We start from the raw sequence: 26,614 nt of genomic DNA on the forward strand, positions 1-26,614 counted from the left end.
TTAATGGATTTTAAAAATATGTTTCATCAAATTGGGCAACTTTATCAAAATTTAACTCGCAAGCAGCGTATAGTGATTGCTGCATCTATTGTAGTGGTGGTTGGGTTTTTGGTTTTTTTAGCTTTATTTCGCGGAAGTGGTAGTAATGCAAATAATGGATATGCAGTTTTAGTTGAAAATGTAAGCCCAAGTTCTTCTGCTGCAATTGTAGCTAAACTTGAACAAAATAATATTCCCTATAAATTAGAAAGTGAAAATAAAATTTTAGTTCCACAAGATCAGGTTTATCGTCAAAGAATGTTTATTGCAAGCGAAGGTCTTATAAAAGATAGTCGCGTGGGTTTTGAAGCTTTTGATACTCAAGCTTTTGGAGCTACAAATGAAGAACAAAAGGTAAAATACCAAAGAGCCATAGAAGGCGAACTTGCAAGAACTATTGAGACTTTAGAACCTATTCGTAGCGCTGTTGTACACATAGCATTTCCTAAAGATAGTGTTTTTACCGAAAGGCAAATTCCGCCTACAGCTTCAGTTGTTGTTAATGTTCGCGAAGGCTTAAAGCTTACTAGAAAACAAATTGATGGTATAAAAAATATTGTTTCAGCGGCAGTTCCAAAACTTACTAAAGAAAATGTTAAGATTAGTGATCAAAGTGGTGTACCTTTAGATGAGCAAGAAGCATATGAAGATGATTTGGTTCGTGCGCAAATTAAATTTAAAAGTGATCAAGAAAAAGCTTTAGAAGATAAGATTATAGAAAATTTAGCTCCTTTTGCAGGTGGTATGGATAAAGTAAAAGTGAGTGTAAATATAGATTTTGATTTTTCCAAGCAAGAATCTCAAAGTGAAATTTATGATCCAAATCCTATAGTGCGTAGCGAGCAAACTTTAAACGAGGAAAGAACAGGTAGAAAAGATCCAGAAATTCAGGGTGTTCCAGGTGCTGTTTCTAATATAGGTCCTGTTGAAGGACTTGACAATAAGGGTCAAATTGACACTTATAAAAAAAATCAAGTTACTACGAATAATGAACTTTCTAAAACTATTACAAATACCAAAAAACAATTTGCAACAGTTTTACGCACTTCAGCAGCTGTTACTATAGATGGAAAATATCAAGATGTGGTTGATGAAAATGGGGATGTGAAAAGCGAATATGTTCCATTAACCAAAGAAGAGCTTGCAAGTGTTGAGAGTATAGTTAAAAATACTATTAATTTTAGTGCTACTAGAGGTGATAGTGTTGTAGTTCAAAATTTACCATTTCATCGTGAGTCGATTAGAGTTGAAAGTAAAGTTAAAACTTTTTATAATCGTTTTATTGAGCCGTTTATTCCACCGGTTAAGTATTTTATTGCAGCGATTTTACTTTTTATTTTTTACAAAAAAGTTATTACTCCATTTACTCAAAAAATGCTTGAAGATGTCGCAGCACAAGAAGAAATGCAGCAAGGTCCAAATGCTGTTTTAGATGATGTTGAAGATACTTTGGAAAAAATGAATGCAGCAAGGAAAAAAGTTGAAGAACAACTTGGTTTTGGAGATAATTTCAATGAAGATTCTATCCAGTATGAGGTTTTGCTTGAAAAATTGCGTGGTTTGGTAAGTGATAAAAGCGAGGAAATTGCTGCACTTTTGCAAAATTTAATTCAAAACGATAGTGAATTTGGTGAAAAGGATATGTGATGATAAAGCTAAGTGAAGAACAAAAAATGGTCTATGATGATTTATCGATGCCTGAAAAGGTGGCGATATTTCTTATACAACTTGGCGAAGATGCAACAACTTCTGTGTTTTCACATATGGAAATTGATGTAATTACAGAAATTTCACGTTATATTGCTATGGCTAAAAATGTTGATAGATCCGTAGCTACTGCAGTTTTAGAAGAATTTTACACTCTGCTTCAATCAAATCAATATATTAAAAGTGGTGGTTTGGAATATGCTAAAGAAATACTTTTTCGTACTTTTGGGCCAGAGATTGCAAATAAAATTCTTGAAAAACTCACTAAAAGTATGGAGAATAATCAAAATTTTGCTTATTTGGCGCAAATTAAACCACAGCAGCTTGCAGACTTTATTACTAAAGAGCACCCACAAACCATTGCTCTTATTTTGGCACATATGGATTCTATTCATGCGGCAGAAACTTTAGAGTATTTTAGTGATGAATTAAGGGCTGAGGTGGTTATAAGAATGGCAAATCTTGGCGATATTTCTCCAAGTATTATTAAAAGAGTTTCTGCAGTGCTAGAAAGCAAGCTTGAAAGTCTTACCTCTTATAAGGTTGAAGTGGGCGGCCCAAGAGCAGTAGCAGAAGTGCTTAATCGTTTGGGTCAAAAAGCAAGCAAATCAACCATTACTTATATTGAACAAAGTGATGAACGCTTAGCAGAGACTATTAAAGAGCTTATGTTCACTTTCGATGATATACAAAAACTTAGTACTCAAGCTATAAGAGAAATTTTAAAAGTAGCTGATAAGCGTGATTTAATGATAGGTTTAAAAGGCGCAAGTGAAGAGTTAAAGCAAAAATTCTTAGCCAATATGTCTACGCGTGCAAGCGAAGCTTTTCTTGAAGAAATGGGTTTTTTGGGTGCTGTGCGTGTTAAAGATGTTGAAGATGCACAAAGAAAGGTTGTTGAAGTGGTGCAAAAACTTGCAGAACAAGGTCTTGTTCAAACAGGCGATGCGGATGAAATGATAGAGTAGGTGAGAGATGGTTAATCGTAGCAATGTAATTTCTGGTGGGGCTTCTGATCAGCATGTTGTTGAAGGATATCGTTTTAAAGTTATTTCAGAATTTGATAATCATACAGGTGAAAAAAAACATACTCAAACTCCAGATGAAGAAAATGCTAATATATCTTTAAATGATGAAAAACCAGTCGAAGAAAATCATGCTATTGCCCCTACGCAAGCTGTTATGGAAACTCAAATTCCAACATTTCAACCAAGTTTTGTTGAAGATTTGCTTAAAAAAACAGATGAAATGTCAAGCAATATTATTAAACTTCAAATGCAAATAGAAAGTCAAGAGAATGAATTTAATAACCGCTTAAATTCAGAACTTGAAAATGCTAAAGAAAAATTTGCCAAAGAAGGTTATGAGAAAGCAAAAGAAGAATTTCAAAAGGAATTGAGTGATTTTAAAGATAAGTATTTAAAAAGTATAGCCAAGCTCGATAATGCTTGTGAAAATCTTGAAAATTTTATAGAAAAAAACGAGAAAGAATTAGCAGATACTGCTATAGATATCGCTAAAGAAGTAATCTTAAAAGAACTTGAACTAAATTCAAGTAAGATAGCTTATGCTTTGGCCAAAGATTTAATCGGCGAGCTTAAGGGTGCTAGTGCAATTGAGCTTAAGGTTAATGCAGAGGATTATGAGTATTTAAAAGAGCAATTTGATCAGAATGCTCATATTAAAATAAGTCTTGATGATGCAATTAGTAAAGGAAGTGTTATTATTATAAGTGACGCAGGCAATATAGAGTCCAATCTTAACTCTCGTCTAACTAAAATTAAAAAAATGGTGAATAATGAGTAAAAAATTTGCCCATACTCAAGAAGAGTTAGAAAAGCTAAGTTTAAAAGAATTAGAAAATTTAGCAGCATCTATACGTGAAAAAATCATACAAGTTGTGAGTAAAAATGGTGGACATTTAAGTTCAAATTTGGGTGCTGTAGAACTTAGTATAGCAATGCATTTTGTTTTTGATGCAAAAAAAGATCCTTTTATTTTTGATGTGTCACATCAATCTTATACACACAAGCTTTTAAGCGGAAAAGAAGAAATATTTGATACTTTAAGACAAATCAATGGTTTGAGCGGTTATACAAAACCTAGCGAGGGAGATTATTTTGTAGCAGGGCATTCTAGCACCTCTATTTCTTTGGCAGTAGGTGCTTGTAAGGCCATTGCTTTAAAAGGTGAAAAGCGTATTCCTGTTGCTTTGATTGGAGATGGTGCTTTAAGTGCGGGTATGGCCTATGAGGCTTTAAATGAATTGGGTGATTCTAAATTTCCTTGCGTAATACTTTTAAATGATAATGAAATGAGTATTTCAAAACCAATTGGAGCAATTTCAAAGTATCTTTCTCAGGCTATGGCAACGCAGTTTTATCAAAGTTTTAAAAAGCGTATTGCTAAAATGTTGGATATATTGCCTGATAGTGCTACTTATATGGCCAAGCGTTTTGAAGAGAGTTTCAAACTTATTACTCCTGGGCTTTTGTTTGAAGAATTAGGGCTTGAATATATAGGGCCTATTGATGGACATAATCTAGGTGAAATTATTTCTGCATTAAAACAAGCAAAAGCTATGCAAAAGCCTTGTGTGATACATGCTCAAACCATAAAGGGTAAAGGCTATGCTTTAGCCGAAGGAAAACATGCTAAATGGCACGGGGTGGGAGCTTTTGATATAGATAGTGGAGAGAGTGTTAAAAAAAGTGATACTAAAAAATCTGCTACTGAAATTTTTTCTAAGAATTTGCTTGATTTAGCCTCAAAATATGAAAATATTGTTGGGGTTACGGCGGCTATGCCAAGTGGAACAGGTCTTGATAAGCTTATAGAAAAATATCCAAATCGTTTTTGGGATGTGGCTATTGCAGAACAGCATGCAGTAACTTCTATGGCTGCTATGGCAAAAGAAGGATTTAAACCTTTTATTGCAATATATAGCACCTTTTTGCAGCGTGCTTATGATCAAGTGATCCATGATTGTGCAATTATGAATTTAAATGTGGTTTTTGCTATGGATAGAGCAGGGATAGTAGGTGAAGATGGGGAGACACATCAAGGTGTTTTTGATCTTAGTTTTTTAGCTCCTTTGCCAAATTTCACTCTTTTAGCCCCAAGAGATGAGCAAATGATGCAAAATATAATGGAGTACGCTTATTTACATCAAGGACCTATTGCTTTTCGTTATCCTAGAGGGAGTTTTATTTTGGATAAAGAATTTAATCCTTGTGAGATAAAACTTGGTAAGGCACAATGGCTTGTAAAAAATAGTAGTGAAATTGCTTTTTTAGGTTATGGACAAGGTGTGGCAAAAGCGTGGCAAGTTTTAAGAGCCTTGCAAGAAATGAATAATAATGCTAATTTGATCGATTTAATTTTTGCTAAACCTTTAGATGAAGAACTTTTGCGTGAGCTTGCTAAAAAAAGTAAAATTTGGTTTATTTTTAGTGAAAATGTTAAAATTGGCGGTATAGAAAGTTTAATTAATAATTTTTTACAAAAATATGATTTGCATGTAAAAGTTATTAGCTTTGAATATGAAGACAAATTTATTGAACATGGAAAAACAAGTGAGGTGGAAAAAAATCTAGAAAAAGATGTCAATAGTTTGTTGACGAAAGTTTTAAAATTTTATCATTAAATAATAAAAAATATTATTTAATATAAACTTCTTTTAATAAAAATTTTATTATTATTTCCACTTAAAAAAGCAAGGAATAAATACAATGGAATTACTACAAATGCTTAAAAAACATGAGTTAAAAGCTACTCCGCAAAGACTATGTGTTTTAAAAATTTTAAAAAGACATGAGCATCCTAATATTGATGAATTATATGCAGAAATTAAAAAAGAATACCCTTCAATCTCTTTAGCGACGGTTTATAAAAATCTTAATACTTTACAAGAACAAGGTTTAGTTGTTGAAATCAATGTTTTAAATCAAAAAACTTGTTACGATATTTATGAAGAAGAACATATTCATGTAGTTTGCGCCAAATGTGGTGGTATAGAGGATTTAAGTTTTAAAGATGCTAAGCTTTATGAATATCAAGAGCATTTAGAAAAAAAGATAGGCAATCTCGTCAATCATCTGTCCGTTTGTGCTTATGTTGATAGTTGTAAAAAGTGTCATTAAGCAAAATAAGGTTAAAATAGCCCATATATTTTAAGGGTTATTTTAATGGTTTATGAAATTCAAAAAAACTTTTTACTATCTGATTGCACTCTTTTAGAGAATTTAAAAAAAGATAATATACCTTTTCGAAATTCTAAATTTGAAACTTTTTATACTCAAATAACTTCAAATCATAGTGTTAAATTTCAAAGTTTTTGCAATGAATTTTATAAAATTACAAAATTTAATAATTCAATTTTAGAACAGAATCAAGAAGAGAAAATTTCTAAAAAAAAATTTGAAAAAGCTCGAAAAAAGATTATAGGAAAGAGCATTAAAAAAGAACGCTTCGAATTTAAATTGTGTTCTTTAAAAAGTTATATTGATATTTATGAAGAGCCTAAAATTTGTATTTTAAAAATATTTTTTCCAACGTTGGATAGTTCCAATGAATTTAAAATCCCTAAAGATTTTAAAATTCAAAAAGAATTACATCATGATTTAAATTCTAAACATATCGTTTTATATGGTTTTGAATATCAAAAGTTTGATATAGAGAAATGTTTTAAAATTATAGAAAAAAATCAGAATTTTAGCTTGGATTTTCCAAATTATATTAATGCTTATGATGGATTTAGGATTTTTTTATTTTATTTATTTAAAAAATTAAAATTTTATTGGACTTTATCTTTAGAGAGAAAAGATAAGCAAAGTTTATGTGAATTTTTATTTTATTCAAGAAGTTTGTATATAGTTTTATCAAGCATGAATACTATTTTAGATAAAAATTTGAGTAATATTTTGGCTTTAAAGTTTAAAGATATAACGAAAAAAACTCAAGATATTTTAGCAAGTGAAAATTCAAATCAAGATTTATTGCTATTTTTAAGCGATGAAAAAATCCAAGATTTGTTTAATGATTTTGATTTTTTCATAAAGGAAAATTCTTTTTATGAAGGCGATTGCAAAGATAGGTTTTTTAAACAACTTGTTGCGTTAGAACTTAGAAAAAAAATTATTTTATTTAGAAAAAATATACTAAAAAATTTTGATTTAGAGCTTTTTGAAAATAGTTTTTTTGAATTGGCAATATTTTTAGAATATTTTTATCGTTTTTTAGAGATAAAAAATTTAAACAAACTTTATGAAAAATATTGCAAAGATAGAGATAAAAATATTTTTTCGAAAATAATCAATAATAAAAATAAATTTTGCAAATTGCTTAAAAAATCAAGTAAAAATTTGAAAATTTACAAAGGATAAAAATGCAAAAACAAGAAAAAATTATAGAAATGTTTAATCAAATTGCACCTACTTATGATAAGGCGAATAGAATTTTAAGCTTTGGAGCTGATGTAGCGTGGCGCAAAAAAGCTTGTCAAAGAGTGATGAGTTTGTATTTAAAAAAAGATTTAAAAATCGCTGATATTGCCTGTGGCACAGGGGATATGATAGAGATTTGGCAAGAGAGTGCTTTAAAAATGGAAAAAAATATTTTAAATATTAAAGGTATTGATCCAAGTAGTGGCATGCTAAATGTTGCAAAAGAAAAATTTCCAAATGTCGAATTTATAGAAGCAGGGGCGCAAAATTTACCTTTAGAAAGTCAAAGTTTAGATATTTTAAGCATTAGTTATGGCATTCGCAATGTTGTAGAAAGACAAAAAGCCTTAAGTGAATTTGCTAGAGTACTTCAAAAAGATGGTATTTTGGTAGTTTTGGAATTTACAAAAAGAGAAAAGGGTGGATTTATAGCAGCTTGTAGAGATTTTTATCTTAAAAATATTTTACCAAGTATAGGTGGGATAATCAGTAAAAATAAAAGTGCTTATGAGTATTTGCCAAACTCTATTGAAGGATTTTTAAGTAAGGAAGAATTCATCTTAGAACTTAAAAATGCTGGTTTTGAAATGCTTGATTATAAAAGTTTTAGCTTTGGCGTGAGTTCAATGTTTATAGCAAAAAAACTATGACACCAACAGAATTAAATCTTAAAGCAAAGGCTTTATTAGAAACACATTTTGATAATATAGTTTTAAGTGGAGAAATTTCAAAAATTACTTTGCATGGTTCAGGGCATTGGTATTTTGATTTAAAAGATGAAAGATCAAGCATTGCTTGTGCTATGTTTAAAGGAGCTAATTTAAAAGTCGGGTTTAAACCAGCGGTGGGGGATTTTTTAGAGCTTTGTGGAAGTGTGAGTTTATATCCTGAAAGCGGTCGTTATCAATTTATCGCTACTAGTATGAAAAAAGCAGGTTTTGGGGATTTAGAAGCACAGTTTTTGGCTTTAAAAGAGCGTTTGCAAAAAGAAGGACTTTTTGATCCACGCTTTAAAAAATCTTTGCCAAAATTTCCTAAAAAAGTAGGCATTATCACTTCAAAAACTTCTGCTGCTTTGCAAGATATGTTAAAACTTATTCATCAAAAAGAATATTTTTTGGCAAAAATTTATATTTTTGATGCTTTAACTCAAGGAAATAATGCTCCTTTTTCTCTTATACAAGCTTTAAAAAAAGCCGATGATATGGATTTAGATGTTCTTATTATAGCACGTGGTGGAGGAAGCAGGGAAGATCTTTTTTGTTTTAATGATGAAAATTTAGCAAGAGAGATTTTTAAAGCAAAAACTCCTATCATTTCAGCCATAGGACATGAGATTGATTATGTTATTAGTGATTTTGTTGCAGATTTTAGAGCTCCAACGCCCTCAGCTGCTATAGATACTTTGTTTTATTCTAAGTTAGATATAGAACAAAGTTTGGATTTAATGGAAGAAAAATTAATGCAACTTTGGAATCATAAAATACAAAATTATGAAAATTTGCTTTTAAATTTAAGCAAATTTTTCAAATTTAATTCTTTGCCAAAAATAATAGATGAAAAAATAAAACAAAGCCATAATATAGAAAAGCAATTAAATCATCTACTGGCAAATCAAATGCGTTATAATGAATTAAAATTAGATAAATTGCAAAATGCTTATTTGCAACATGAGAATTTTTTTAATAAAAGCAAAAAGTTTATTTGTATCACAAAAAATGGTAAAATAGCAAATTTAGAAGATCTTAAGAGTGATGATATCGTTATTTTAAGTTCTCAAACTTCTCAAAAAGAAGCAAAAATTTTATAAGGATAAATTATGAGAAAAATCAATTTCAGTGCAGGGCCATCGACTTTACCTTTAGAAATTTTAGAGCAAGCTCAAAAAGAATTCTGTGATTATCAGGGTAGGGGTTATTCTATAATGGAAATTTCTCACCGCACAAAAGTATTTGAAGAAGTGCATTTTGGAGCACAAGAGAAAGCTAAAAAACTTTACGGGTTAAATGATGATTATGAAGTATTATTTTTACAAGGTGGAGCAAGTTTGCAATTTGCTATGATTCCTATGAATTTAGCTTTAAATGGGGTTTGTGAATATGCAAATACAGGAGTTTGGACAAAAAAAGCGATTAAAGAAGCACAAATTTTAGGTGTCAATGTTAAAACTGTAGCAAGTAGCGAGGAAAGTAATTTTAATCATATTCCTAGAGTGGAATTTAGCGATAATGCTGATTATGCTTATATTTGTTCTAACAATACTATTTACGGCACTCAATATCAAAATTATCCTAAAACTAAAACTCCTTTGATTGTGGATGCATCGAGTGATTTTTTTTCTAGAAAAGTAGATTTTTCAAATATTGCTCTTTTTTATGGCGGAGTGCAAAAAAATGCTGGAATTTCGGGTTTAAGTTGTATTTTTATCCGTAAAGATATGTTAGAAAGATCTAAAAATAAACAAATTCCTAGCATGTTAAATTATTTGACTCATGCTGAGAATCAGTCCTTGTTTAACACGCCTCCAACCTTTGCTATTTATATGTTTAATCTTGAAATGGATTGGCTTTTAAATCAAGGCGGACTTGATAAAGTACATGAGAAAAATTCTCAAAAAGCTGCTATGCTTTATGAGTGTATTGATTTAAGCAATGGATTTTATAAAGGACATGCAGATAAAAAGGATAGATCTTTAATGAATGTGAGTTTTAATATTGCTAAAAATAAAGATTTAGAGCCTCTTTTTGTAAAGGAAGCCGAAGAAGCTGGAATGATAGGACTTAAAGGACATAGAATTTTAGGGGGAATTCGTGCAAGTATTTATAATGTGCTTAATTTGGATCAGGTAAAAACCTTGTGTGAATTTATGAAAGAATTTCAAGGAAAATATGCATGATAAAGCGTTTTGATGAGTGCGATAGAATGTCGCAAATTATTGTTTTTGATAAATATTTTAAGACTGCAGGACAAGTGCTTTTGAACCTAGCGGAGATATTAAAAAACAAACTAAAGAAGCGCTTGCAGAACTTGATGCTTTGTTTGAAAAAATAGGCGCAAACAAAGGAGATTTGATTCAAATTCAAATCTGGTTAGCTAATATGCAAGATTTTGATGCAATGAATGAAATTTATGATGCTTGGATTAAAAATTATCCTAAACCTGTTAGAGCTTGTGTAGGAAGTGCTTTAGCAGAGGGTTATTTGGTAGAAATTCAAGCTTTTGGAAAGCTAAGAGAGAATTAAAAATTCTCTCCTCCAAATTTTAAAAGCGCAGATCCCCAAGTAAAACCACCGCCAAAAGCATCTAGCAAGATCAGATCTCCTTTTTTAAGTCGACCTTCTTCATAGGCATCATTCATTGCCATAGGTATAGAAGCAGCTGAAGTATTGCCATATTTTTGTACAGTGATCACACATTTTTCATCGCTTAGATTGAGTTTTTCTTGGACGGCTTTAATGATGCGTAGATTAGCTTGATGAGGAATAAAAAGATCAATTTCTTGTGCTAAAATGTTATTTTTAGCTAAAATTTCTACAACATCATTGCTAAGCGTGTTTACTGCTATTTTAAAAACTTCATTGCCCCTCATTTGCATAGAAAGTGTTTGGCATAGGCTTGATTTTTGCGATCTTTGAGTCATTAAAAGATCTCCATAATTACCATTGCTTGCAGTATGTACATCAAGGATATGATTTTCATTGTCCAAACTTACAACTCCAGCACCCGCACCGTCTCCAAAGAGTATGCAAATGCTTCTGTCATTGTAATCCATAATTGAACTTGTTTTTTCAGCTCCTATGATTAAAACATTTTTTTTCAAACCACTTTCTACTAAGGCTTTAGCTTGTTCAAGTAAATAGATAAAACCAGAACAAGCTGCTGAAATATCAAAAGCACTAATATTTACAAGTCCTAAATTTGAAGCAATTTTACAAGCCGTTGAAGGCATAGTAAAATAATCAGGACTTAAAGTGGCTACAAGAATTGCATCAATATCTTCAGGTTTTAAATTTGCTCTTTCTATGGCTTTTAATGCAGCTTTTGTGCCTAAATCGCTAGCATTCTCATTTTCACCAGCAATGCGTCTTTCTTTAATGCCTGTGCGTCTAGTGATCCATTCATCGGTGGTATCTACCATCTTTTCAAGATCAGCATTGCTTAAAATTTTTTCTGGAATATAAGAAGCTATACTTTTAAGACTGGCTTTAAGCATTGTATTTCCCAAGTTCATTTTCTATAAGTTCATTGATATGAGACTGGCTAAAATTTATAGCTTGAAAAATTGCATTTTTAATAGCTCTAGAATCGCTTTTTCCATGACTTATGATTACACAGCCATTAACTCCAAGAAGGGGTGCTCCGCCATATTCTTGCCAATCTATGTGTTTTTTTAATTTTTTAAAAGATGGCCTCATAAGTAAAGCACCTATTTTAGAAATAAAAGATTGCTTTACTTCGTTTTTTAGAAGCTGAAAAATAGCTGTTGCCACACCTTCACAAGCCTTTAAAATAACATTTCCATCAAAACCATCGCAGATTAAAACATCTATTTCACCATTGAAAATATCTCTACCTTCAGCATTGCCTATAAAATTTGGAATTTTTTTCATAAGCTGATGACTTTCTTTGGTAAGTTCATTGCCTTTGCATTCTTCTTCACCATTAGAAAGTAAAGCAAGGCGTGGTTTTTGAATTTGCATAATTTCTTTAGCATAAACTTCACCCATTATGGCAAATTGAAATAAATTTTCAGCTTTACAATCTGTATTAGCTCCAACATCCAAAAGTAAAGTTTTGTTAACGATATTTGGCATTAAAGTGGCAATAGCAGGTCTTGAAATACCTTTAAGTCTTCCAAGCCTTAAGGTAGCCAAAGACATACTTGCTCCACTATGACCCGCTGAAACTACAGCATCTACTTTTTTTTCTTTTAATAAATTAATAGCTTTGTATATGGTTGTTTCTTTATTTTTTAAAGCATCTGTGGCATTTTCATTCATCGAAAAAATTTCACTAGCTTCTTCGTATTGTATATATTGCTCTAATTTTTTTGGTATTAAAGGTTTTAGAATTTTAGAATTTCCCACTAAGATAGCGTTAAAAGGTTTTGCTTCTAGTGCCTTTAAAACGCCTTCTATAATGGGTTTTTCTCCAAAATCACCACCCATTGCATCAATGGCAATGTTAATCATTGATTTTAATATTCCTTAGTTGTTGGATTCGCACGGTGAGGCATTTTGTAGCTTCCATCTTTGTCTTTTATAGGCATAGGAAGACTAACTTTATAGTGAGTTCTGCGTTTAGCTGCACGAGTTTTGCTCACTCTTCTCTTTGGTACTGCCATTTTTTCTCCTTTATAAAATTTAATTAATTATTGCAATTTATGCAATAAAAATAATCACTCAAATAAGCTTCAAGCTCGCTGATAGCAACTTCTATTAAATCAATATGTCCATCGAAAAATTCTATAGTATTGCTCAATTTGTTTGCTTCATCTTTAAAAATACCATCACTTGCAAAAAGTTCTAAATTTTCTTTAATTTCAAGTTCTAACTCAGTTCCACAACTATCACAAGGTCTATAGATAAAACCTTGCATAATAGCATTTATTTTAACAAGCTTAGGATTTATTTTTACTAAATTTCCTTCAAAAATCATATTCTCAAGATTAAGTTTAAAAGGATATTCCTTTATGTTAATCTTAGAAAAAGGGATTTTCATTTAGCAAATTTCGTTTGGTTTAAAGAAAAATTCAACTTCTATTTTTGCATTTTCCAAGCTGTCGCTTCCATGAACAGCATTAGCATCAATACTCTCAGCAAAATCGGCTCTAATTGTTCCTGCTTTAGCTTCTTTAGGATTTGTCGCTCCCATTAAATCTCTATTTTTTAATACAGCACCTTCTCCTTCTAGTACAGAAACAACAACAGGACCGCTAATCATAAATTCAATCAAGTCTTTAAAAAAAGGTCTTTCTTTATGAACAGCATAAAAATTTTCAGCTTGTTCTTTGCTAAGTTGAACTTTTTTCATTGCAGCGATTCTTAATCCATTGCTTTCAAAACGATCTAAAATTTTTCCTATAACACCTTTTTTAACAGCATCAGGTTTAATTATAGATAAAGTTTTTTCCATCTTTGTAATAACTCCTTATTTTAATAAAGCTTAAAATTATACTTGAATTTGTTTAAAGAAAGTTAAATTAAAAGAAAAAGCTAGGAATCTCTAGCTTTTTCTTTTTTTAAAATTATGCAAAAACTGGAGTGTCCCCACTTCTCATATCAGCGCCAATATTATCACGACTTGGTTGTCCTGATTCTACAGCACTCCAAACTATACATCCATCTGTTGGGCAAGCGCTAGCACAAGCTGGTTGATCATTATGTCCTACGCATTCAACGCATTTGTTTGCATAAACATAATATCTATCTTCACCTTCTGGATTGTTAGCATCATCAACGATAGCACTCACTGGACACTCATCAATACAAGAACCACAAGCAATACATATATCTGTAATTTTTACAGCCATTTTTTCTCCTTTTTAATATATAAGATTTAAATGATTTTAGCATAAAATTCTTAAATAAGGTAAATTTTGATAATCAAAAATTTACCTTATTTGATAATAATTATAACTTTCTTAAATTTTTAATATTATTTTGGATATTTAAAAAAAAATAAAGATTTAAACGATATAATTTCGTTATCAATAAAATTTATTATTTAGGAGAAAATATGATAGTTACTAAAAAAGCTTTAGATTTTACTGCTCCAGCGGTATTAGGAAACAATGAAATTGTTCAAGATTTTAATCTTTACAAAAACATAGGCCCAAAAGGAGCGGTAGTATTCTTTTATCCAAAAGATTTTACTTTTGTTTGTCCTTCAGAAATTATAGCTTTTGACAAAAGATATCAAGAATTTAAAAACCGCGGTATTGAAGTAATTGGAATTTCAGGAGATAATGAATTTTCACATTTTGCTTGGAAAAATACTCCAGTAAATCAAGGTGGTATTGGTCAGGTTAAATTTCCGCTTGTTGCTGACTTAACTAAGCAGATTGCTAGAAATTTTGATGTACTTTATGCAGAAGCAGTTGCCCTTCGTGGTTCGTTCTTGCTTGATGCTGATGGAACAGTTCGCCATGCTGTGGTTAATGATTTACCACTAGGTAGAAATATAGATGAAATGTTAAGAATGGTTGATACTATGCTTTTTACAAATGAGCATGGTGAAGTTTGTCCTGCAGGATGGAATAAGGGCGATGAAGGTATGAAAGCTAACCCTAAAGGCGTGGCTGAATATCTTGGTAAAAACGAAGCTAAACTTTAATTTCTTAGTATAAAGCCTCTTCATGAGGCTTTTTCTTCATTTTTATTCTTTAATTGAAATTCATAAATTTTCTACTATAATTTTACACACATATTAAAATTTTTACTTAGGCTAAAATATGGCAGGCGAAGATCAAGAAAAAACAGAAGAACCCACGTCCAAAAAGATAGAAGATGCGCGTAAAGAAGGTAATGTTCCAAAGTCTCAAGATGCGGCAGCTATTGTAACTTTGATAATTGGAGTAACTATAACTTTATTTATGATGAGTTTTATGGGCGAGAGAATTGTAAATTTATATAGATACTATCAAAGTTTTATTGGTGTTGAATTCGATTTGCGTATTATTCAAGCCATTATGATTAAAAGCATTTTTGAGGTTTTAATTATTCTTGCACCTATTGTTTTAAGTATTATGATTGCTGGAGTTTTGGGAAATATTATGCAATTTGGTTTTATTTTTACAACTAAACCTATTATGCCAAATTTAGGAAAAATCAATCCTCTAAAAGGTTTAAAAAACCTTTTTTCATTGAAAAAAATTGTTGAAAGTATAAAAATTATTTTAAAAGTGGGTATTGTTTTTACTATAGCTTTTATAGTTTTGCTTAAATTTATGCAAGAGCTTCCAAGAGTTGAGCTTTATACTATGGTTGCACAGCTTACTTGGCTAAGAGATAGGGCTATTGTTTTGGCGGCTATTGTTATAGTTGCTTTTTTAATTATTGCTGTTTTAGATGTTTTTTTGGTGCGTTTTCAGTATTTTAAAGGTTTGCGTATGAGCAAACAAGAAATAAAAGATGAGTATAAACAAATGGAAGGAGATCCTCAAGTTAAAGGTAGAATTCGTAGACTTCAAATGGAAGCTGCGCGTCGTCGTATGGTTCAAGATGTTGCAGGTGCGGATGTGGTGATCACAAACCCAACGCATTATGCCGTAGCTATTCGTTATGATACAAGTAAAGAACAAGCCCCTAGGGTTGTTGCCAAAGGAGTGGATTTTCTCGCGCTTCGCATAAAACAAGTTGCCTATGAAAATAATGTTGTAGTTTATGAAAATCCTCCTTTAGCAAGGGAGCTTTATAAAGCTTGCGATGTTAATGATCTTATTCCTAGGGAAATGTTTAAAGCTGTAGCTGAGGTGCTAGGATTTGTTTATAATACAAATAATAAGAGTCGTTTAGCTGATCAAGTAAAAAAAGGAAGCTAAAACTTTTAAGGTATTTTAGTTCCTATTTTGTTAATAAGCTCAAGAACCGATTTTTGAGTACTTGTATCTGCTGTATCGACTTTAAAATATATTTCTACTCTATTATTTTCTAAGGCTTGCGGATTTCCATTGATGGGATTATTAAGCCCATAGCTTTTAATGCTAATATTTTTTAAATTTGCTCCACCTTCTATAAAATATTTTAATACATTTTCTGCTCTTTGGTAGGCGAGCTCATAACTTCTTATAATAGAGTCGCTATTGTCTGTATAGCCTCTAATTTCTATTTTTGCTTGAGGTGGTAAATATGTTGTTAGTTCAGCCATACGTTTTAAATAATCTTGTATATCAGCTGAAACAATTTGAGCGCTATCTCTTTCAAATTCAACTTTAGATGGAAGGTTAAGAGCAATCTGATTGTCGCTTTGATCTAGAGCTGCTTGAAGACGTTTGATAGTTTCTTGCTGTGTCATAGTCATTTGTTTTAACGATTTGAGTTCATCACTTTCTTCTTTTGCTGCACCTTTATATTTTTCTTGGGTTTTACTCTCTTCTTTGACTGTTTGAGTAGAGGTATAATCAAAGATTTTAACAAATTCGGTTTTTAAAGCCTCTACTTTAGCAGGATTTGTTTTGGAAATTGCCCAAAGAGCAATAAAAAGTGCCAAAAGCAAACTTAGAAAGTCTGCATAAGGCACGGCCCATTTTTCACCTGCAGGACATTCTGGACATTTATGTTTTTTAGCCATTTTTAACCTTTGTCAAATTGTGAAATTTTTGGATCATCGTGACTTAAGAAATTAAAAAGCTTAGCTTCCAAATCTCTAGGGTTTGCACCTTCTGCAATTCCTTTTATGGCTTCAGTGATGACAATTTGCTCTTTTACAAGATCCATTCCATTAGCTTTCATTTTTCTTCCCCAAGGTGCAAAAAGCGCATAAGCACCAAAAATCCCAGTAACCGTAGCTGTAAAAGCACCTGAAATACCCGCTGCCATTGCTTGGGGATTGTCTAGCAATTTAAGAGCTAGAATAAGACCAAAAACCGCTCCAACAAGTCCCATGGTAGGGCAAGTTTCTCCAAATACTATCCAATATTCTGCGCATTCTTTATAATGCTCTTCAAGTTGTTCGGTTTGTATTTCCATGCTTTCGTGAATTTCTTCAAAGCTTTTACCGTCTACAAGCATCATCATAGCATTTTTTAAAAATTCATTTTCAATCTCATTGGTTCTTGATTCTAATGCTAAAAGTCCATCTCTTCTTGCAATAATAGCAAATTCTATTAACTGGGCTATCCTTTCAGGTAGATTTACGCCAGAGCCTTTAAAGACAACTTTGAGTTCTTTATAAGCTGCTTTTACAATTTTTTTATGTGTAGAAGTCATTGCACAAAATGCAGCTGTTGGCATAACTATAAGAAAGGAAGAAAGATGTATAACATGTAAAGGATTACCACCTTCTAGTATATCTCCTACTGAAATACTAGTAACTGCAAGCACCATTCCCAGTATGGTTGAAAGATCCATATAAATATCTCCTTGATTATTTTAAATCGCCCCAATTTTTGGCAATACTTGAGCTTGTTTTTAATTTTACTTTTAATTTTACTATATTTTCCATAATATCTCTAGTTTTTTTTGCAAAATTTTCACATAAATCATCTTTTACTTCAAAAATTAATTCATCATGAATTTGTAAAATAAGCTTTTTGTCTTCATTTAATTCTTTATTGATTTCTAGCATTGCAAGTTTGATTACATCTGCTGCTGAACCTTGCAAGATTGAATTAATGCTTTCTCTTTCATACATGGCAATTTGCATAGGTTTTGCATTTTCAAAATCAAAATAACGCTTGCGACCGCTTAAAGTAGTGATAAAACCATTTTGTTTAGCTTCGTTTTTAACTGTTTCAAAATATTTTTTAATGCTAGTAAAATTTTCAAAATATTTTTCTATGTAAGATTTGGCTAAATGAGCTTCTATTTTTAAATTTTGACTTAAAGTTTTATAGCCCATGCCATAAATAAGTCCAAAATTTATACTTTTTGCAACACTTCTGGTTTCATAATTGCTTTCTCCAAAAATCATTATAGCTGTTCTTGCATGTATATCTTCATCATTGGCAAAAGCATTTAAAAGTTTTTCATCTTCGCTAAAATGCGCAAGCATTCTCAGTTCGATTTGAGAATAATCAAGAGAGATAAAACTAAATCCATCTTTAGCTACAAAACAAGATTTATAATCTTTTGCGTATTGTCCGTGTGCAGGAATATTTTGCAAATTTGGATCTTTAGATGAAAGGCGACCCGTTGCAGTGCCAGTTTGTAAAAAACTTGAATAAATGCGTGAATTTTTATCTTTTAACGCTAGTTTTAACAAAGGTTCGCAATAAGTGGAATAAAGTTTGGCAAGTTCTCTATAATCTAAAATTTTAGCAATTACAGGATGTTTATCTAAAAGTGCATTTAAAACTTTTTCATCGGTAGAATATCCTGTTTTTCCTTTTTTTCCACTTGGAAGTTTAAGTTTTTCAAAAAGTATATCACCTACTTGTTTAGGTGAGTTTAAGTTAAATCTATCCTCACAAAGAGTATAAATTTCTTCACTTAAATTTTTGATTTCATTTTCAAATTTTTTCATAAGGACTTCAAGTGCATTTGTATCAAGCTTTATGCCATTTTCTTCCATCATCATAATGATTTTAATGAAATCAAATTCACAGTTTTTAGCAAGTTCTAATAAAGGAGTTTCAAGATTTTTTAAAAAATAAAGATAAAATCTTAACGTGATATAAGCATCTTCTGCGGCGTATTTGCAAGCTTTTTCAAGTTCTACACTTGCAAAATTTTCTCCTTTTTTAACAAGGCTTTCAAAATGTAAGGTTTCATAATTAAAAAGTCTTAAGGCTAAATCATCCATATTTACTCTTAAAGAAGGATTTTTAAGCCATGCTAAAATCATTGTATCTGCGTATTTTTGAGGTAAATTTAATCCAAAATTGTTTTGAATGATTTTAAAATCATATTTGAGATTGTGTCCTATAACAAAATGATTAAAGATTAGCTCTATAGCTTTTTTGGCACTTTGCAATGAAATTTGCTCACCTACTCCAAGATAGTTATGAGTTAAAGGCACGTAAAAGGCTTCATTTTCACTCATGCAAAAACTAAAACCAACAATTTTTGCTTCTTTTGTATCAAGTCCTGTGGTTTCGGTATCAAAAGCAATAATACTTTCTTTATCAAGGGTATTTAAAATTTCAAAAAGTTTGTTTTCATCTTGTATTAAAGTGGCTTTAAAACCTAAATTTTTATCTTTATTATCAGGATTTTGACGCAGTTTTTTAAGTAAAGTATTAAGTTCGTAATGTTCTAAAATTTCAAGTATTTTTAAAAGAGGTTCTTCATTAGGATAAGTTGCTTTTTCTATAAGATCTTGCACTTCTAAATTTTCATACAAAGAGGCTAATTTTTTGCTTAAAAATGCATTTTCCTTACCCTCTAAAAGCAAGTTACGACTTCTTTCATTGCGTATTAGAGTTAAATTTCCATAAATTCCTTCTATGCTACCAAATTCATCAAGTAAGGTTTTAGCCCCTTTTGCACCTATACCTTTAACGCCTGGAATATTATCAGAACTATCTCCGCAAAGAGCTAAAAAATCTCTGATTTGATTAGGTTTTACTCCGTATTTTTCTAAACACGCTACTTCATCATAGTCGTTTTTAGAAATGGGACTGTAAATGCTTGTTTTACCATCTTTTATGAGTTGATAAAGATCTTTATCTTGAGTGATAATGCGTACAAAAATGTCCCTATCTTCACAAGTTTTTACAAAAGAAGCGATGATATCATCGGCTTCATAACCTTCCCTAGAAACGCTTATAAAACCCATTTTTTCTATCATCTCTATGCAAATTGGAATTTGTTCTAGAAGTTCAGGTGGTGGTGGAGTGCGATTTTGTTTGTAGTTTGGATCAATTTCGCTACGAAAAGTTTTTCCTTTGGAGTCTAATGCAAAAACAATATAATCACTTTTATGTTCATTTTTTAAGCTATAAATAAAATTTGCAAAACCGCTAATCATTCCACTAGCTTGTCCTTGTGAATTTTTAAAACCTTTTAATGCGTAGTAAAGTCTGAAAAAAAATCCAAAAGTATCGATAATAGTTAAAGTTTTCATAATAATTTCTTCTTTTGATAAAATATATTTTTAAGTTGTATTATTTCAAAATTTTGCTTAAAATGTCTACAATTTAAGATCTTTAAGCAAAAACACTGCAATTTTTAGCCATAATTACAAATTATTTATAAAAAAATATATTAAAATATAAGGATAATGTAATGACAAATCAGCAAATTGATGGAATTGCGGATAAGAATTTTAACACGCCTGAAGGTAGGAAAGTTTTTAAAAAGGCAGTTTTTTCTTGCTGGTTGGGAACTGCTATGGAATATGCAGATTTTGCACTTTATGGTTTAGCAGCTGCAACAATTTTTTCAGAAGTGTTTTTTCCTGAGCAAACTCCAGTAATTGCACTTTTACTTAGTTTTGTAACTTATGGCATAGGTTTTATTGCAAGACCTATTGGGGCTTTGTTTTTTGGTTATTTAGGTGATAAACACGGAAGAAAAAATGTTATGATGGCTACAATAGCTTTAATGGGAATTTCAACTACTCTTATAGGTTTTATTCCAAGTTATGCAGTGATTGGTGTTTGGGCGCCTATTTGTTTGGTTATATTACGTTTTATACAGGGTTTTGGTGCAGGAGCTGAACTTTCAGGTGGAACAGTTATGCTTGGAGAATATGCTCCTAGCAAGAGAAGAGGGCTTGTTTCTTCTGTGATTGCTTTAGGATCAAATAGCGGAACTTTGCTTGCGTCTTTTGTGTGGCTTTTGATGGTACAAATGGATGAAGCAAGTTTTAAAGAATGGGGCTGGAGATTTCCTTTTATGGGAAGTATTTTAATCGCTCTTTTTGCTGTATATATTCGTTTTCATGTCAAAGAAACCCCTGTTTTTGAAAAGCAAAAAAATGAAATGATGAAATTGCGTCTTAATAACGAAAAGCATATGAAAAAAGATGAAAGAAGTTTTTGGCAAAGAAGTCGTGCTTTTTGGACTATGGTGGGTTTAAGAATAGGTGAAAATGGACCTTCTTATCTTGCACAAGGTTTTATTGTAGGCTATGTGACTAAAATTTTACTTTTAGACAAATCAGTTGCCACTACAGCGGTGATGATAGCTTCATTGGTGGGTTTTTTGATTATTCCTTTGGCAGGTTATTTAAGTGATAGATTTGGAAGACGTATTACTTATAGAATGTTTTGTTTGCTTTTGATGATTTATGCTTTTCCTGCTTTTATGCTTTTAGATAGTAAAAATGAAATTATTGTGATTTTAACTATTATTGTAGGTATGTCTTTAGCATCTTTAGGGATTTTTGGTGTACAAGCGGCTTGGGGTGTAGAACTTTTTGGGGTAAAAAACCGTTATACAAAAATGGCTTTTGCTAAGGAGCTAGGTTCTATTCTTTCAGGAGGAACAGCGCCTATGGTGGCTTCTGCTTTGCTTGCGTATTATGGCACTTGGTGGCCTATTGCGACATATTTTGTATTAACTGCAGGTATAGGTTTTGTGACTACATTTTTTGCGCCAGAAACTAGAGGCAGGGATTTAAATAAAATAGAAGATGCGATATGAGACTTATCTTAGACACGGATATAGGCAATGCTATTGCAGGAGCAAATACTGATGATGGTTTAGCGCTTGCTTTGATTTTGGCATCTAAAGAAATCAAACTTGAAATGCTAAGCACAATTTGCGGTAATGTTCCAAGTCTTGTTGCCTATAGCGTGGCTAAGGATTTATTTAAACGTTTAAATTTAAATATCCCCGTTTATTTGGGAGCAAATGAAGCCCTAAAAGAACCAAGTAAAGCTTGGCGTCAAAGACTTGATGAAAGTGTAAAAAATTTTAAACTTGAATATCTTTGGGAAAATATAAAAAGTCCCGAAATTTTAGAAAATATAAATCCTGATGCGATTTTTAAAATGGGTGAGTTGGTGAGTAAAAATCCTAAAGAAATTTCTATTTGCGCGATAGGACCTTTGACAAATATCGCTATGGCTATGAAAATTTTTAAAGATTTTGATATAAATCTTAAAGAGCTTTTTATTATGGGCGGTAGTTTTGATATGCCTTATTATACTAAAGATACAAATTTTGGTTTCGATCCTGAGGCGGCTAGTATAGTGTTAAATTCAAGAGCTAAAATTACACTCGTGCCTTATAATGCAACCATGCAGACTTTATTAACATACGAGGATTTAAAAGAGTTGCAAGGTAAGAATATTTTATGTGATTTTATCGTTGAAACTTTAGGTGTTTGGATTGATTATGCCTCTAAAACACGTGGTACAAAGGGAACTTGGATACATGACGCTTTAACGATAGCTTACGCATTAGATTCTAGTATTGCAGATTTTGATGAGTGTTATGCTGATGTTATTTGCGATAGTTCTTTGGCAAGAGGTATGAGTTGGCGTTGTTTTAAAGAGCCAAAAATGAGTATGGGGGTGGATTTAAGCACTAAAAATTGTGTTAAAATTTTAAAAAATGTAGATAATACAAAGCTTTTAAAACTTATAAAAGAGAGTCTTTTAAAAGGAGTTTGCTATGAAAATTATGAAAGCATAACGACTTAATTTTCCAAGTAAGATAAAAAATATAGTTTTTAAAAAAGAATATTTCGCAAAACCAAGTCCTAAGGCAAAAAGATCTCCCACTAAAGGTAAAAAAGTAAAAAAAGCAAATATACTTCCAAATTTAGCAAAATTAGCATTGAAATTTTCTAATTTTTTTAAGGATTTGCTAAAGTATTTTTCTAAAATTTTTTGCTTACCAAGATAAGCCAAGCCATAAGTACTTAAACTTCCTAAGGTATTACCCAAAGTGGCTACGATAAGCACTAAATTTGGATTAAAATCAAGTTTTATAAAGCCTAAAACAAAGGCTTCACTTGCTAAGGGTAATAGTGTGCTTGAAAGAAAACACACTATAAAAAGTCCTAAATAACTTATATCATTATATAAAAAATCAAACATAAAATTATGATTTTTGTGTATTTTTAAGCTCTAAGTCTAGATAATATCCTGTGTAAGAACGGGTTTTTTTGTGTTCTTTAGCGACTTTTTCCACGCTTCCTGTGCTTATAACTTTTCCACCTTTAACTCCGCCTTCAGGCCCCATATCGATGATATAATCAGCATTTTTAATCACATCTAAATTATGTTCTATTACAAAAACCGAATTTTTAAGATCAACTAAATGTTGTAAAACTAAGATGAGTTTATTAACATCTTCAAAATGTAGTCCTGTTGTAGGTTCATCAAGTATATAAAGAGTTTTTCCTGTATCACTACGGCTTAGTTCTTTAGCAAGTTTGATTCTTTGCGCTTCACCTCCACTTAAGGTGGTGGCATTTTGTCCTAGAGTTAGATAATCTAAACCCACTTTTACTAGAGTGTCTAATTTTTGTTTGATTTTAGGAACGGCTGTAAAAAATTCACTCGCTTCTAAAACACTCATATTTAAAATTTCACTGATATTTTTGCCTTTATATTTGATTTCTAGCGTGGCATCATTGTAGCGTTTGCCCCCGCAAGTATCACAAACTACCATAACATCAGGTAAAAAATGCATTTCTATTTTGATTTCTCCATCTCCGCTACATTTCTCACATCTTCCACCCTTGACATTAAAAGAAAAGCGTCCTGCTTTATAACCACGCATTTTAGCTTCTTTAGTGGCGGCAAAAAGATTTCTGATTTCATCCATAGCGCCTGTATAGGTGGCAGGATTTGATCGTGGTGTGCGCCCAATTGGGCTTTGATCAAGATAAATGACTTTATCAAGTTTTTCAAGTCCTTCTATTTGCACTCCACCAAGTTTTTTAACTTTTTTCGCACGGTTTAATTCCTCTTGTGCAAAAGGAAGTAGGGTTTGAAGTATCAAAGAGCTTTTTCCAGAACCTGAAACTCCTGTTATAGCGACTAAATTTTGCAAAGGAAATTTTACGCTTAAATCTTGGATATTGTTAATATTTACATTTTTAAGCTCTAGCCATTCTTTTTGCTCTCTATTTTTAAGCTGTGAAATTTGTTTTTTACCATTCATATAAAGTGCAGTTTCGCTTTTGCTTTTTAAAAGTTCTTTATAAGTTCCACTAAATACAACCTCACCTCCAAATTTTCCTGCTTTTGGACCAATATCTACAATAAAATCTGCTTCTTCTATGGTCATTTTATCATGCTCTACGACAATTAGGGTATTGCCCTTTTGTTGTAAATTTCTTAAAGTTTTAATCAGTTTTGCAGTATCTCTTTCATGAAGTCCTATGCTAGGCTCATCTAAGACATACATCACTCCACTTAAACCACTGCCAATTTGTGAAGCTATACGGATTCTTTGTGCTTCACCCCCACTAATCGTTCTTGCATCACGCCCTAAAGAAAGATAACCTAGCCCCACATCATACAAGAAAAACAATCTTTCGTTGATTTCTTTTAGGATAGGTTTAGAAATAAGTTTTTGCTGCTCGCTTAAATAGGAAAAATTTTTCTCATCTGCAAAAAAGGCCGTACTATCTTCTATGCTCATATCTAAAATTTCACCCAAGCCTTTTTTGGCTACTTTCACGGCTAAACTTTCTGGTTTTAAACGATGCCCACCACAGTCTTTGCAAATTTTTTCACTCATATATTCGGCTAAATCTTTTTCATCTTTTAGCATTTCATAAGCCATTTTAACCACGCCTTCAAAAGTGCGTTTTAGACGATTTCTTTTCCAAAGAAATTCTATAGTTTTGACATTACCATATAATACAAGGCGTTTTTGCTCTTCGCTTAATTGCATAAAAGGTATTTTGATAGGAATTTCATTTTGTTCGCAAAAGGCGATTAGGAATTTATAATAATAACTTTTGTTAAAACCATACATGATTTTAACAGCACCATTTTCGAGGCTTAAATTTTCATCGATGATTTTTTTCATATCTAAAGTATAACGAATTCCAAGTCCATCACAAGCTTCACATGCTCCTTTTGGAGAATTAAAAGAAAAGCTTAAAGGTTCAAGTGGAACAAAGGAAATTTTACAATCAAAACAAGCTGAATGCTCGCTAAAATGATAGTGTTTATTAAGATTTATTTCTTCATGATTTAAAACTTCTATTTCTATTTCTCCAAAGCTTTCTTGTAAGCCTTTTTCTATATCGCTTGCAAGGCGAGAAAGTAAATCTTCTTGAATTTCAAGTCTATCTATGACAAGTTTAATGGTGTGTTTTTTGGTTTTAGCCAGTTCAATTTCTTCATCAAGTCTTACTAAAACTCCATCAATTTGAGCTCTTACATAGCCTTTGTTGCGCAAATTTTCAAGTAAATCTGCATAAGTTCCTTTTTTTTCTCGTATGAGTGGGGCGTAGATGATGATTTTTGCACCTTTTGGAAATTTTAAAATTTCACTGACTATATCACTTGCACTCATAGATGAGATTTTTTGTCCACATTGATGACAATGTTGAATGCCAACTCTTGCATATAAAAGTCTTAGATAATCATAAATTTCAGTGATGGTTCCCACGGTCGAGCGTGGATTTTTAGAAGTAGTTTTTTGATCTATGGCAATGGCTGGAGTTAAACCTTCGATTTTATCGACATCAGGTTTGCCTACCTTATCTAAAAATTGTCTGGCATAAGCACTTAAACTTTCTATATAACGGCGTTGTCCTTCAGCATAAAGAGTGCCAAAAGCAAGGGTTGATTTTCCACTTCCACTGAGTCCTGTAAAAACAATGAGTTTGTTTTTGGGAATTTCAAGGTGGATATTTTTTAGGTTATTTTCTCTTGCACCAATGATTTTGATGGTATCGTTCATAGTCTTTCCTAAACATTAAAATAAATTTAAGATTTTAGCATAATAATATTAAAAGAACTTGGATAAATCCAAGTTAAAAATTTATAAGATTTAGCTTATTAAGCAAAGAGTGGGTGGTTCCAAGTATTGATAAGGCATATACGCAAAGTAAAATTTTTCTATGAGCTGAAATATGCATTTTTTCTATGATTTTAATTCCTATAAAAACTCCAACCATAGAAGCTATACCTACTAGTATTCCTTTATGAATAACTTCAGAGTCTATAACTCCAGAATTTGAAAAAGATATAACACCAGAGACTGAAGCAAAAATAACAAAAAACAAGGATAAGGAAACAACTTTTTTACTATCATAGCCTAAAAAATAAGCTAAAATTGGAGCAATTAAAAGTCCACCACCAATTCCCAAAGAAATAGCAAAAATACCAGTAAAAGCTCCAGCAATAAATAAAATGACATTCTTTACCCAAACGCTTCTTTGAATTTGCACAATGTTTTCTTTAATTCCAAAAGCATATTTGATAAAAAATATACAACTTACCGTCAAAAATACGCTAGTAAGAGCTACATCGCTTAAAGCTTTTAAAAGTATTCCGCTAAAGCTTGCCCCTATGAGCCCTCCAAAACCTATCATAACACCATCTTTAAGATTTAGATTTTTTTTCTTATAATTAATATAAGAGCCAAAAACTGCTGCAAAAATCATTTGCAATACTGAAATTCCGATAGCATGGTGAGCGCTTGCTCCAAGTGCGAACATAGAAGGAACGATAATCATACCTCCACCAATGCCAAAAAGTCCAGAAGCAATACCTGAAATGATTCCTATGATTAGATAAGGTAAATCTGTGATTTCCATAGCTTTTCCTAAAAAATATTAAATATTTCAAATACGGAATAATTTTATCTTATTAAGCTAAGTATTATCTTAGTTTTTTAAAA

At 31.4% G+C, this 26,614-nt stretch carries 25 protein-coding genes and 1 pseudogene; 14 read left to right on the plus strand and 12 right to left on the minus strand.

Translation table 11 applies throughout. The features are described 5' to 3' along the window. Positions 1 to 3: 3 nt before the first annotated feature. The 10 genes and pseudogenes from fliF to AJ885_RS05535 all read left to right on the plus strand — a co-directional run bounded on the left by fliF (position 4) and on the right by AJ885_RS05535 (position 10,432). Positions 4 to 1,686: a flagellar basal-body MS-ring/collar protein FliF gene (gene fliF, locus AJ885_RS05490; RefSeq protein WP_002861099.1), complete on the plus strand. Its 1,683-nt coding sequence runs from the start codon at positions 4 to 6 to the stop codon at positions 1,684 to 1,686. Beyond that, a complete protein-coding gene (fliG, locus tag AJ885_RS05495; protein WP_002854670.1) occupies positions 1,686 to 2,714 on the plus strand; it encodes a flagellar motor switch protein FliG in 1,029 nt (342 codons plus the stop codon). Before fliF ends, fliG begins: the two co-directional genes overlap by 1 nt. Positions 2,715 to 2,721: 7 nt before the next feature. Continuing rightward, positions 2,722 to 3,552 (plus strand): flagellar assembly protein FliH, encoded by an 831-nt coding sequence (gene fliH, locus AJ885_RS05500; protein ID WP_002880502.1) that lies wholly within the window; start codon positions 2,722 to 2,724, stop codon positions 3,550 to 3,552. After that, entirely contained in the window at positions 3,545 to 5,392 is a 1,848-nt protein-coding gene (gene dxs, locus AJ885_RS05505; RefSeq protein ID WP_002880501.1) for a 1-deoxy-D-xylulose-5-phosphate synthase, read from the plus strand. The genes fliH and dxs overlap by 8 nt, the downstream gene beginning before the upstream one ends. A gap of 85 nt (positions 5,393 to 5,477) precedes the next feature. Continuing rightward, positions 5,478 to 5,888: a peroxide-responsive transcriptional repressor PerR gene (perR, locus tag AJ885_RS05510; protein WP_002861102.1), complete on the plus strand. Its 411-nt coding sequence runs from the start codon at positions 5,478 to 5,480 to the stop codon at positions 5,886 to 5,888. Between the two features lie 45 nt (positions 5,889 to 5,933). Next, positions 5,934 to 7,130: a hypothetical protein gene (locus AJ885_RS05515; RefSeq protein ID WP_002880500.1), complete on the plus strand. Its 1,197-nt coding sequence runs from the start codon at positions 5,934 to 5,936 to the stop codon at positions 7,128 to 7,130. A gap of 2 nt (positions 7,131 to 7,132) precedes the next feature. Continuing rightward, positions 7,133 to 7,840: a bifunctional demethylmenaquinone methyltransferase/2-methoxy-6-polyprenyl-1,4-benzoquinol methylase UbiE gene (gene ubiE / locus AJ885_RS05520; RefSeq protein WP_002872421.1), complete on the plus strand. Its 708-nt coding sequence runs from the start codon at positions 7,133 to 7,135 to the stop codon at positions 7,838 to 7,840. Next, positions 7,837 to 9,000, plus strand: coding sequence for an exodeoxyribonuclease VII large subunit (gene xseA, locus AJ885_RS05525; protein ID WP_053872709.1), 1,164 nt, complete (start codon positions 7,837 to 7,839; stop codon positions 8,998 to 9,000). Before ubiE ends, xseA begins: the two co-directional genes overlap by 4 nt. 9 nt (positions 9,001 to 9,009) lie before the next feature. Then, positions 9,010 to 10,086 (plus strand): phosphoserine transaminase, encoded by a 1,077-nt coding sequence (serC, locus tag AJ885_RS05530; RefSeq protein WP_070210128.1) that lies wholly within the window; start codon positions 9,010 to 9,012, stop codon positions 10,084 to 10,086. Beyond that, positions 10,083 to 10,432 (plus strand): annotated as a pseudogene (locus AJ885_RS05535) (RidA family protein). The gene serC and the pseudogene AJ885_RS05535 overlap by 4 nt, the downstream one beginning before the upstream one ends. Here the strand turns inward: AJ885_RS05535 and AJ885_RS05540 are convergent. From AJ885_RS05540 to AJ885_RS05565, 6 genes are all read right to left on the minus strand, one after another. Continuing rightward, a complete protein-coding gene (locus tag AJ885_RS05540; RefSeq protein WP_044780418.1) occupies positions 10,429 to 11,403 on the minus strand; it encodes a beta-ketoacyl-ACP synthase III in 975 nt (324 codons plus the stop codon). The pseudogene AJ885_RS05535 and the gene AJ885_RS05540 overlap by 4 nt on opposite strands. After that, positions 11,396 to 12,382, minus strand: a complete 987-nt coding sequence (gene plsX, locus AJ885_RS05545) for a phosphate acyltransferase PlsX (protein ID WP_044780419.1) — start codon at positions 12,380 to 12,382, stop codon at positions 11,396 to 11,398. Before plsX ends, AJ885_RS05540 begins: the two co-directional genes overlap by 8 nt. Positions 12,383 to 12,387: 5 nt before the next feature. After that, a complete protein-coding gene (gene rpmF / locus AJ885_RS05550) occupies positions 12,388 to 12,534 on the minus strand; it encodes a 50S ribosomal protein L32 (RefSeq protein WP_002858674.1) in 147 nt (48 codons plus the stop codon). A gap of 23 nt (positions 12,535 to 12,557) precedes the next feature. Beyond that, the gene (locus tag AJ885_RS05555; RefSeq protein WP_044780420.1) at positions 12,558 to 12,911 is read right to left on the minus strand and encodes a hypothetical protein; all 354 of its coding nucleotides are present in this window, start codon (positions 12,909 to 12,911) and stop codon (positions 12,558 to 12,560) included. Then, on the minus strand, positions 12,912 to 13,325 hold the full coding sequence (gene ndk / locus AJ885_RS05560; RefSeq protein WP_044780421.1) for a nucleoside-diphosphate kinase: 414 nt from the start codon (positions 13,323 to 13,325) through the stop codon (positions 12,912 to 12,914). A 112-nt stretch (positions 13,326 to 13,437) separates the two neighbouring features. Beyond that, complete coding sequence (locus tag AJ885_RS05565; RefSeq protein ID WP_002854354.1) at positions 13,438 to 13,722, minus strand: DUF362 domain-containing protein; 285 nt, start codon at positions 13,720 to 13,722, stop codon at positions 13,438 to 13,440. Between the two features lie 206 nt (positions 13,723 to 13,928). On the opposite strand from AJ885_RS05565, the gene AJ885_RS05570 reads away from it, so the two are divergent. Next, complete coding sequence (locus tag AJ885_RS05570; RefSeq protein ID WP_002854219.1) at positions 13,929 to 14,525, plus strand: peroxiredoxin; 597 nt, start codon at positions 13,929 to 13,931, stop codon at positions 14,523 to 14,525. A 118-nt stretch (positions 14,526 to 14,643) separates the two neighbouring features. Beyond that, positions 14,644 to 15,732, plus strand: a complete 1,089-nt coding sequence (flhB, locus tag AJ885_RS05575) for a flagellar biosynthesis protein FlhB (protein ID WP_070210130.1) — start codon at positions 14,644 to 14,646, stop codon at positions 15,730 to 15,732. A 5-nt stretch (positions 15,733 to 15,737) separates the two neighbouring features. Here the strand turns inward: flhB and motB are convergent, their stop codons facing one another. The 3 genes from motB to polA are packed head-to-tail and all read right to left on the minus strand — an operon-like array spanning position 15,738 to position 19,916. After that, on the minus strand, positions 15,738 to 16,481 hold the full coding sequence (gene motB, locus AJ885_RS05580) for a flagellar motor protein MotB (protein ID WP_070280870.1): 744 nt from the start codon (positions 16,479 to 16,481) through the stop codon (positions 15,738 to 15,740). Between the two features lie 2 nt (positions 16,482 to 16,483). Then, positions 16,484 to 17,260, minus strand: coding sequence for a flagellar motor stator protein MotA (gene motA / locus AJ885_RS05585; RefSeq protein WP_002880492.1), 777 nt, complete (start codon positions 17,258 to 17,260; stop codon positions 16,484 to 16,486). 16 nt (positions 17,261 to 17,276) lie between these two features. Further along, positions 17,277 to 19,916, minus strand: coding sequence for a DNA polymerase I (gene polA, locus AJ885_RS05590; protein WP_070210131.1), 2,640 nt, complete (start codon positions 19,914 to 19,916; stop codon positions 17,277 to 17,279). A gap of 161 nt (positions 19,917 to 20,077) precedes the next feature. On the opposite strand from polA, the gene AJ885_RS05595 reads away from it, so the two are divergent. Further along, positions 20,078 to 21,439, plus strand: coding sequence for an MFS transporter (locus AJ885_RS05595; protein ID WP_070210132.1), 1,362 nt, complete (start codon positions 20,078 to 20,080; stop codon positions 21,437 to 21,439). Beyond that, positions 21,436 to 22,443, plus strand: a complete 1,008-nt coding sequence (locus AJ885_RS05600; RefSeq protein WP_070280872.1) for a nucleoside hydrolase — start codon at positions 21,436 to 21,438, stop codon at positions 22,441 to 22,443. The genes AJ885_RS05595 and AJ885_RS05600 overlap by 4 nt, the downstream gene beginning before the upstream one ends. On the opposite strand, the gene AJ885_RS05605 is transcribed toward AJ885_RS05600, so the two are convergent. The 3 genes from AJ885_RS05605 to AJ885_RS05615 all read right to left on the minus strand — a co-directional run bounded on the left by AJ885_RS05605 (position 22,399) and on the right by AJ885_RS05615 (position 26,531). After that, the gene (locus AJ885_RS05605) at positions 22,399 to 22,842 is read right to left on the minus strand and encodes a YqaA family protein (RefSeq protein ID WP_002866650.1); all 444 of its coding nucleotides are present in this window, start codon (positions 22,840 to 22,842) and stop codon (positions 22,399 to 22,401) included. The two genes, AJ885_RS05600 and AJ885_RS05605, sit on opposite strands and share 45 nt — an antisense overlap. A 4-nt stretch (positions 22,843 to 22,846) precedes the next feature. Beyond that, a complete protein-coding gene (gene uvrA, locus AJ885_RS05610; protein WP_070210134.1) occupies positions 22,847 to 25,672 on the minus strand; it encodes an excinuclease ABC subunit UvrA in 2,826 nt (941 codons plus the stop codon). Positions 25,673 to 25,745: 73 nt separating this feature from the next. Further along, the gene (locus AJ885_RS05615) at positions 25,746 to 26,531 is read right to left on the minus strand and encodes a sulfite exporter TauE/SafE family protein (RefSeq protein ID WP_070210135.1); all 786 of its coding nucleotides are present in this window, start codon (positions 26,529 to 26,531) and stop codon (positions 25,746 to 25,748) included. Positions 26,532 to 26,614 lie beyond the last annotated feature (83 nt).

The organism is Campylobacter sp. BCW_6464 (assembly GCF_001762775.1).
Taxonomy (GTDB): Bacteria; Campylobacterota; Campylobacteria; order Campylobacterales; family Campylobacteraceae; genus Campylobacter_D; species Campylobacter_D jejuni.

What these genes read in the sequence shown, in the direction of transcription:
- AJ885_RS05540 (WP_044780418.1), bottom strand. Translation starts at nt 11,403, where the DNA reads ATGCTTAAAGCCAGTCTTAAAAGTATAGCTTCTTATATTCCAGAAAAA.
- plsX (WP_044780419.1), bottom strand. Translation starts at nt 12,382, where the DNA reads ATGATTAACATTGCCATTGATGCAATGGGTGGTGATTTTGGAGAAAAA.
- xseA (WP_053872709.1), top strand. Translation starts at nt 7,837, where the DNA reads ATGACACCAACAGAATTAAATCTTAAAGCAAAGGCTTTATTAGAAACA.
- AJ885_RS05515 (WP_002880500.1), top strand. Translation starts at nt 5,934, where the DNA reads ATGGTTTATGAAATTCAAAAAAACTTTTTACTATCTGATTGCACTCTT.
- fliF (WP_002861099.1), top strand. Translation starts at nt 4, where the DNA reads ATGGATTTTAAAAATATGTTTCATCAAATTGGGCAACTTTATCAAAAT.
- dxs (WP_002880501.1), top strand. Translation starts at nt 3,545, where the DNA reads ATGAGTAAAAAATTTGCCCATACTCAAGAAGAGTTAGAAAAGCTAAGT.
- perR (WP_002861102.1), top strand. Translation starts at nt 5,478, where the DNA reads ATGGAATTACTACAAATGCTTAAAAAACATGAGTTAAAAGCTACTCCG.
- motB (WP_070280870.1), bottom strand. Translation starts at nt 16,481, where the DNA reads ATGGCTAAAAAACATAAATGTCCAGAATGTCCTGCAGGTGAAAAATGG.
- uvrA (WP_070210134.1), bottom strand. Translation starts at nt 25,672, where the DNA reads ATGAACGATACCATCAAAATCATTGGTGCAAGAGAAAATAACCTAAAA.
- motA (WP_002880492.1), bottom strand. Translation starts at nt 17,260, where the DNA reads ATGGATCTTTCAACCATACTGGGAATGGTGCTTGCAGTTACTAGTATT.
- rpmF (WP_002858674.1), bottom strand. Translation starts at nt 12,534, where the DNA reads ATGGCAGTACCAAAGAGAAGAGTGAGCAAAACTCGTGCAGCTAAACGC.
- AJ885_RS05595 (WP_070210132.1), top strand. Translation starts at nt 20,078, where the DNA reads ATGACAAATCAGCAAATTGATGGAATTGCGGATAAGAATTTTAACACG.
- ndk (WP_044780421.1), bottom strand. Translation starts at nt 13,325, where the DNA reads ATGGAAAAAACTTTATCTATAATTAAACCTGATGCTGTTAAAAAAGGT.
- AJ885_RS05615 (WP_070210135.1), bottom strand. Translation starts at nt 26,531, where the DNA reads ATGGAAATCACAGATTTACCTTATCTAATCATAGGAATCATTTCAGGT.
- fliG (WP_002854670.1), top strand. Translation starts at nt 1,686, where the DNA reads ATGATAAAGCTAAGTGAAGAACAAAAAATGGTCTATGATGATTTATCG.
- AJ885_RS05555 (WP_044780420.1), bottom strand. Translation starts at nt 12,911, where the DNA reads ATGAAAATCCCTTTTTCTAAGATTAACATAAAGGAATATCCTTTTAAA.
- AJ885_RS05565 (WP_002854354.1), bottom strand. Translation starts at nt 13,722, where the DNA reads ATGGCTGTAAAAATTACAGATATATGTATTGCTTGTGGTTCTTGTATT.
- ubiE (WP_002872421.1), top strand. Translation starts at nt 7,133, where the DNA reads ATGCAAAAACAAGAAAAAATTATAGAAATGTTTAATCAAATTGCACCT.
- polA (WP_070210131.1), bottom strand. Translation starts at nt 19,916, where the DNA reads ATGAAAACTTTAACTATTATCGATACTTTTGGATTTTTTTTCAGACTT.
- AJ885_RS05600 (WP_070280872.1), top strand. Translation starts at nt 21,436, where the DNA reads ATGAGACTTATCTTAGACACGGATATAGGCAATGCTATTGCAGGAGCA.
- AJ885_RS05605 (WP_002866650.1), bottom strand. Translation starts at nt 22,842, where the DNA reads ATGTTTGATTTTTTATATAATGATATAAGTTATTTAGGACTTTTTATA.
- serC (WP_070210128.1), top strand. Translation starts at nt 9,010, where the DNA reads ATGAGAAAAATCAATTTCAGTGCAGGGCCATCGACTTTACCTTTAGAA.
- AJ885_RS05570 (WP_002854219.1), top strand. Translation starts at nt 13,929, where the DNA reads ATGATAGTTACTAAAAAAGCTTTAGATTTTACTGCTCCAGCGGTATTA.
- flhB (WP_070210130.1), top strand. Translation starts at nt 14,644, where the DNA reads ATGGCAGGCGAAGATCAAGAAAAAACAGAAGAACCCACGTCCAAAAAG.
- fliH (WP_002880502.1), top strand. Translation starts at nt 2,722, where the DNA reads ATGGTTAATCGTAGCAATGTAATTTCTGGTGGGGCTTCTGATCAGCAT.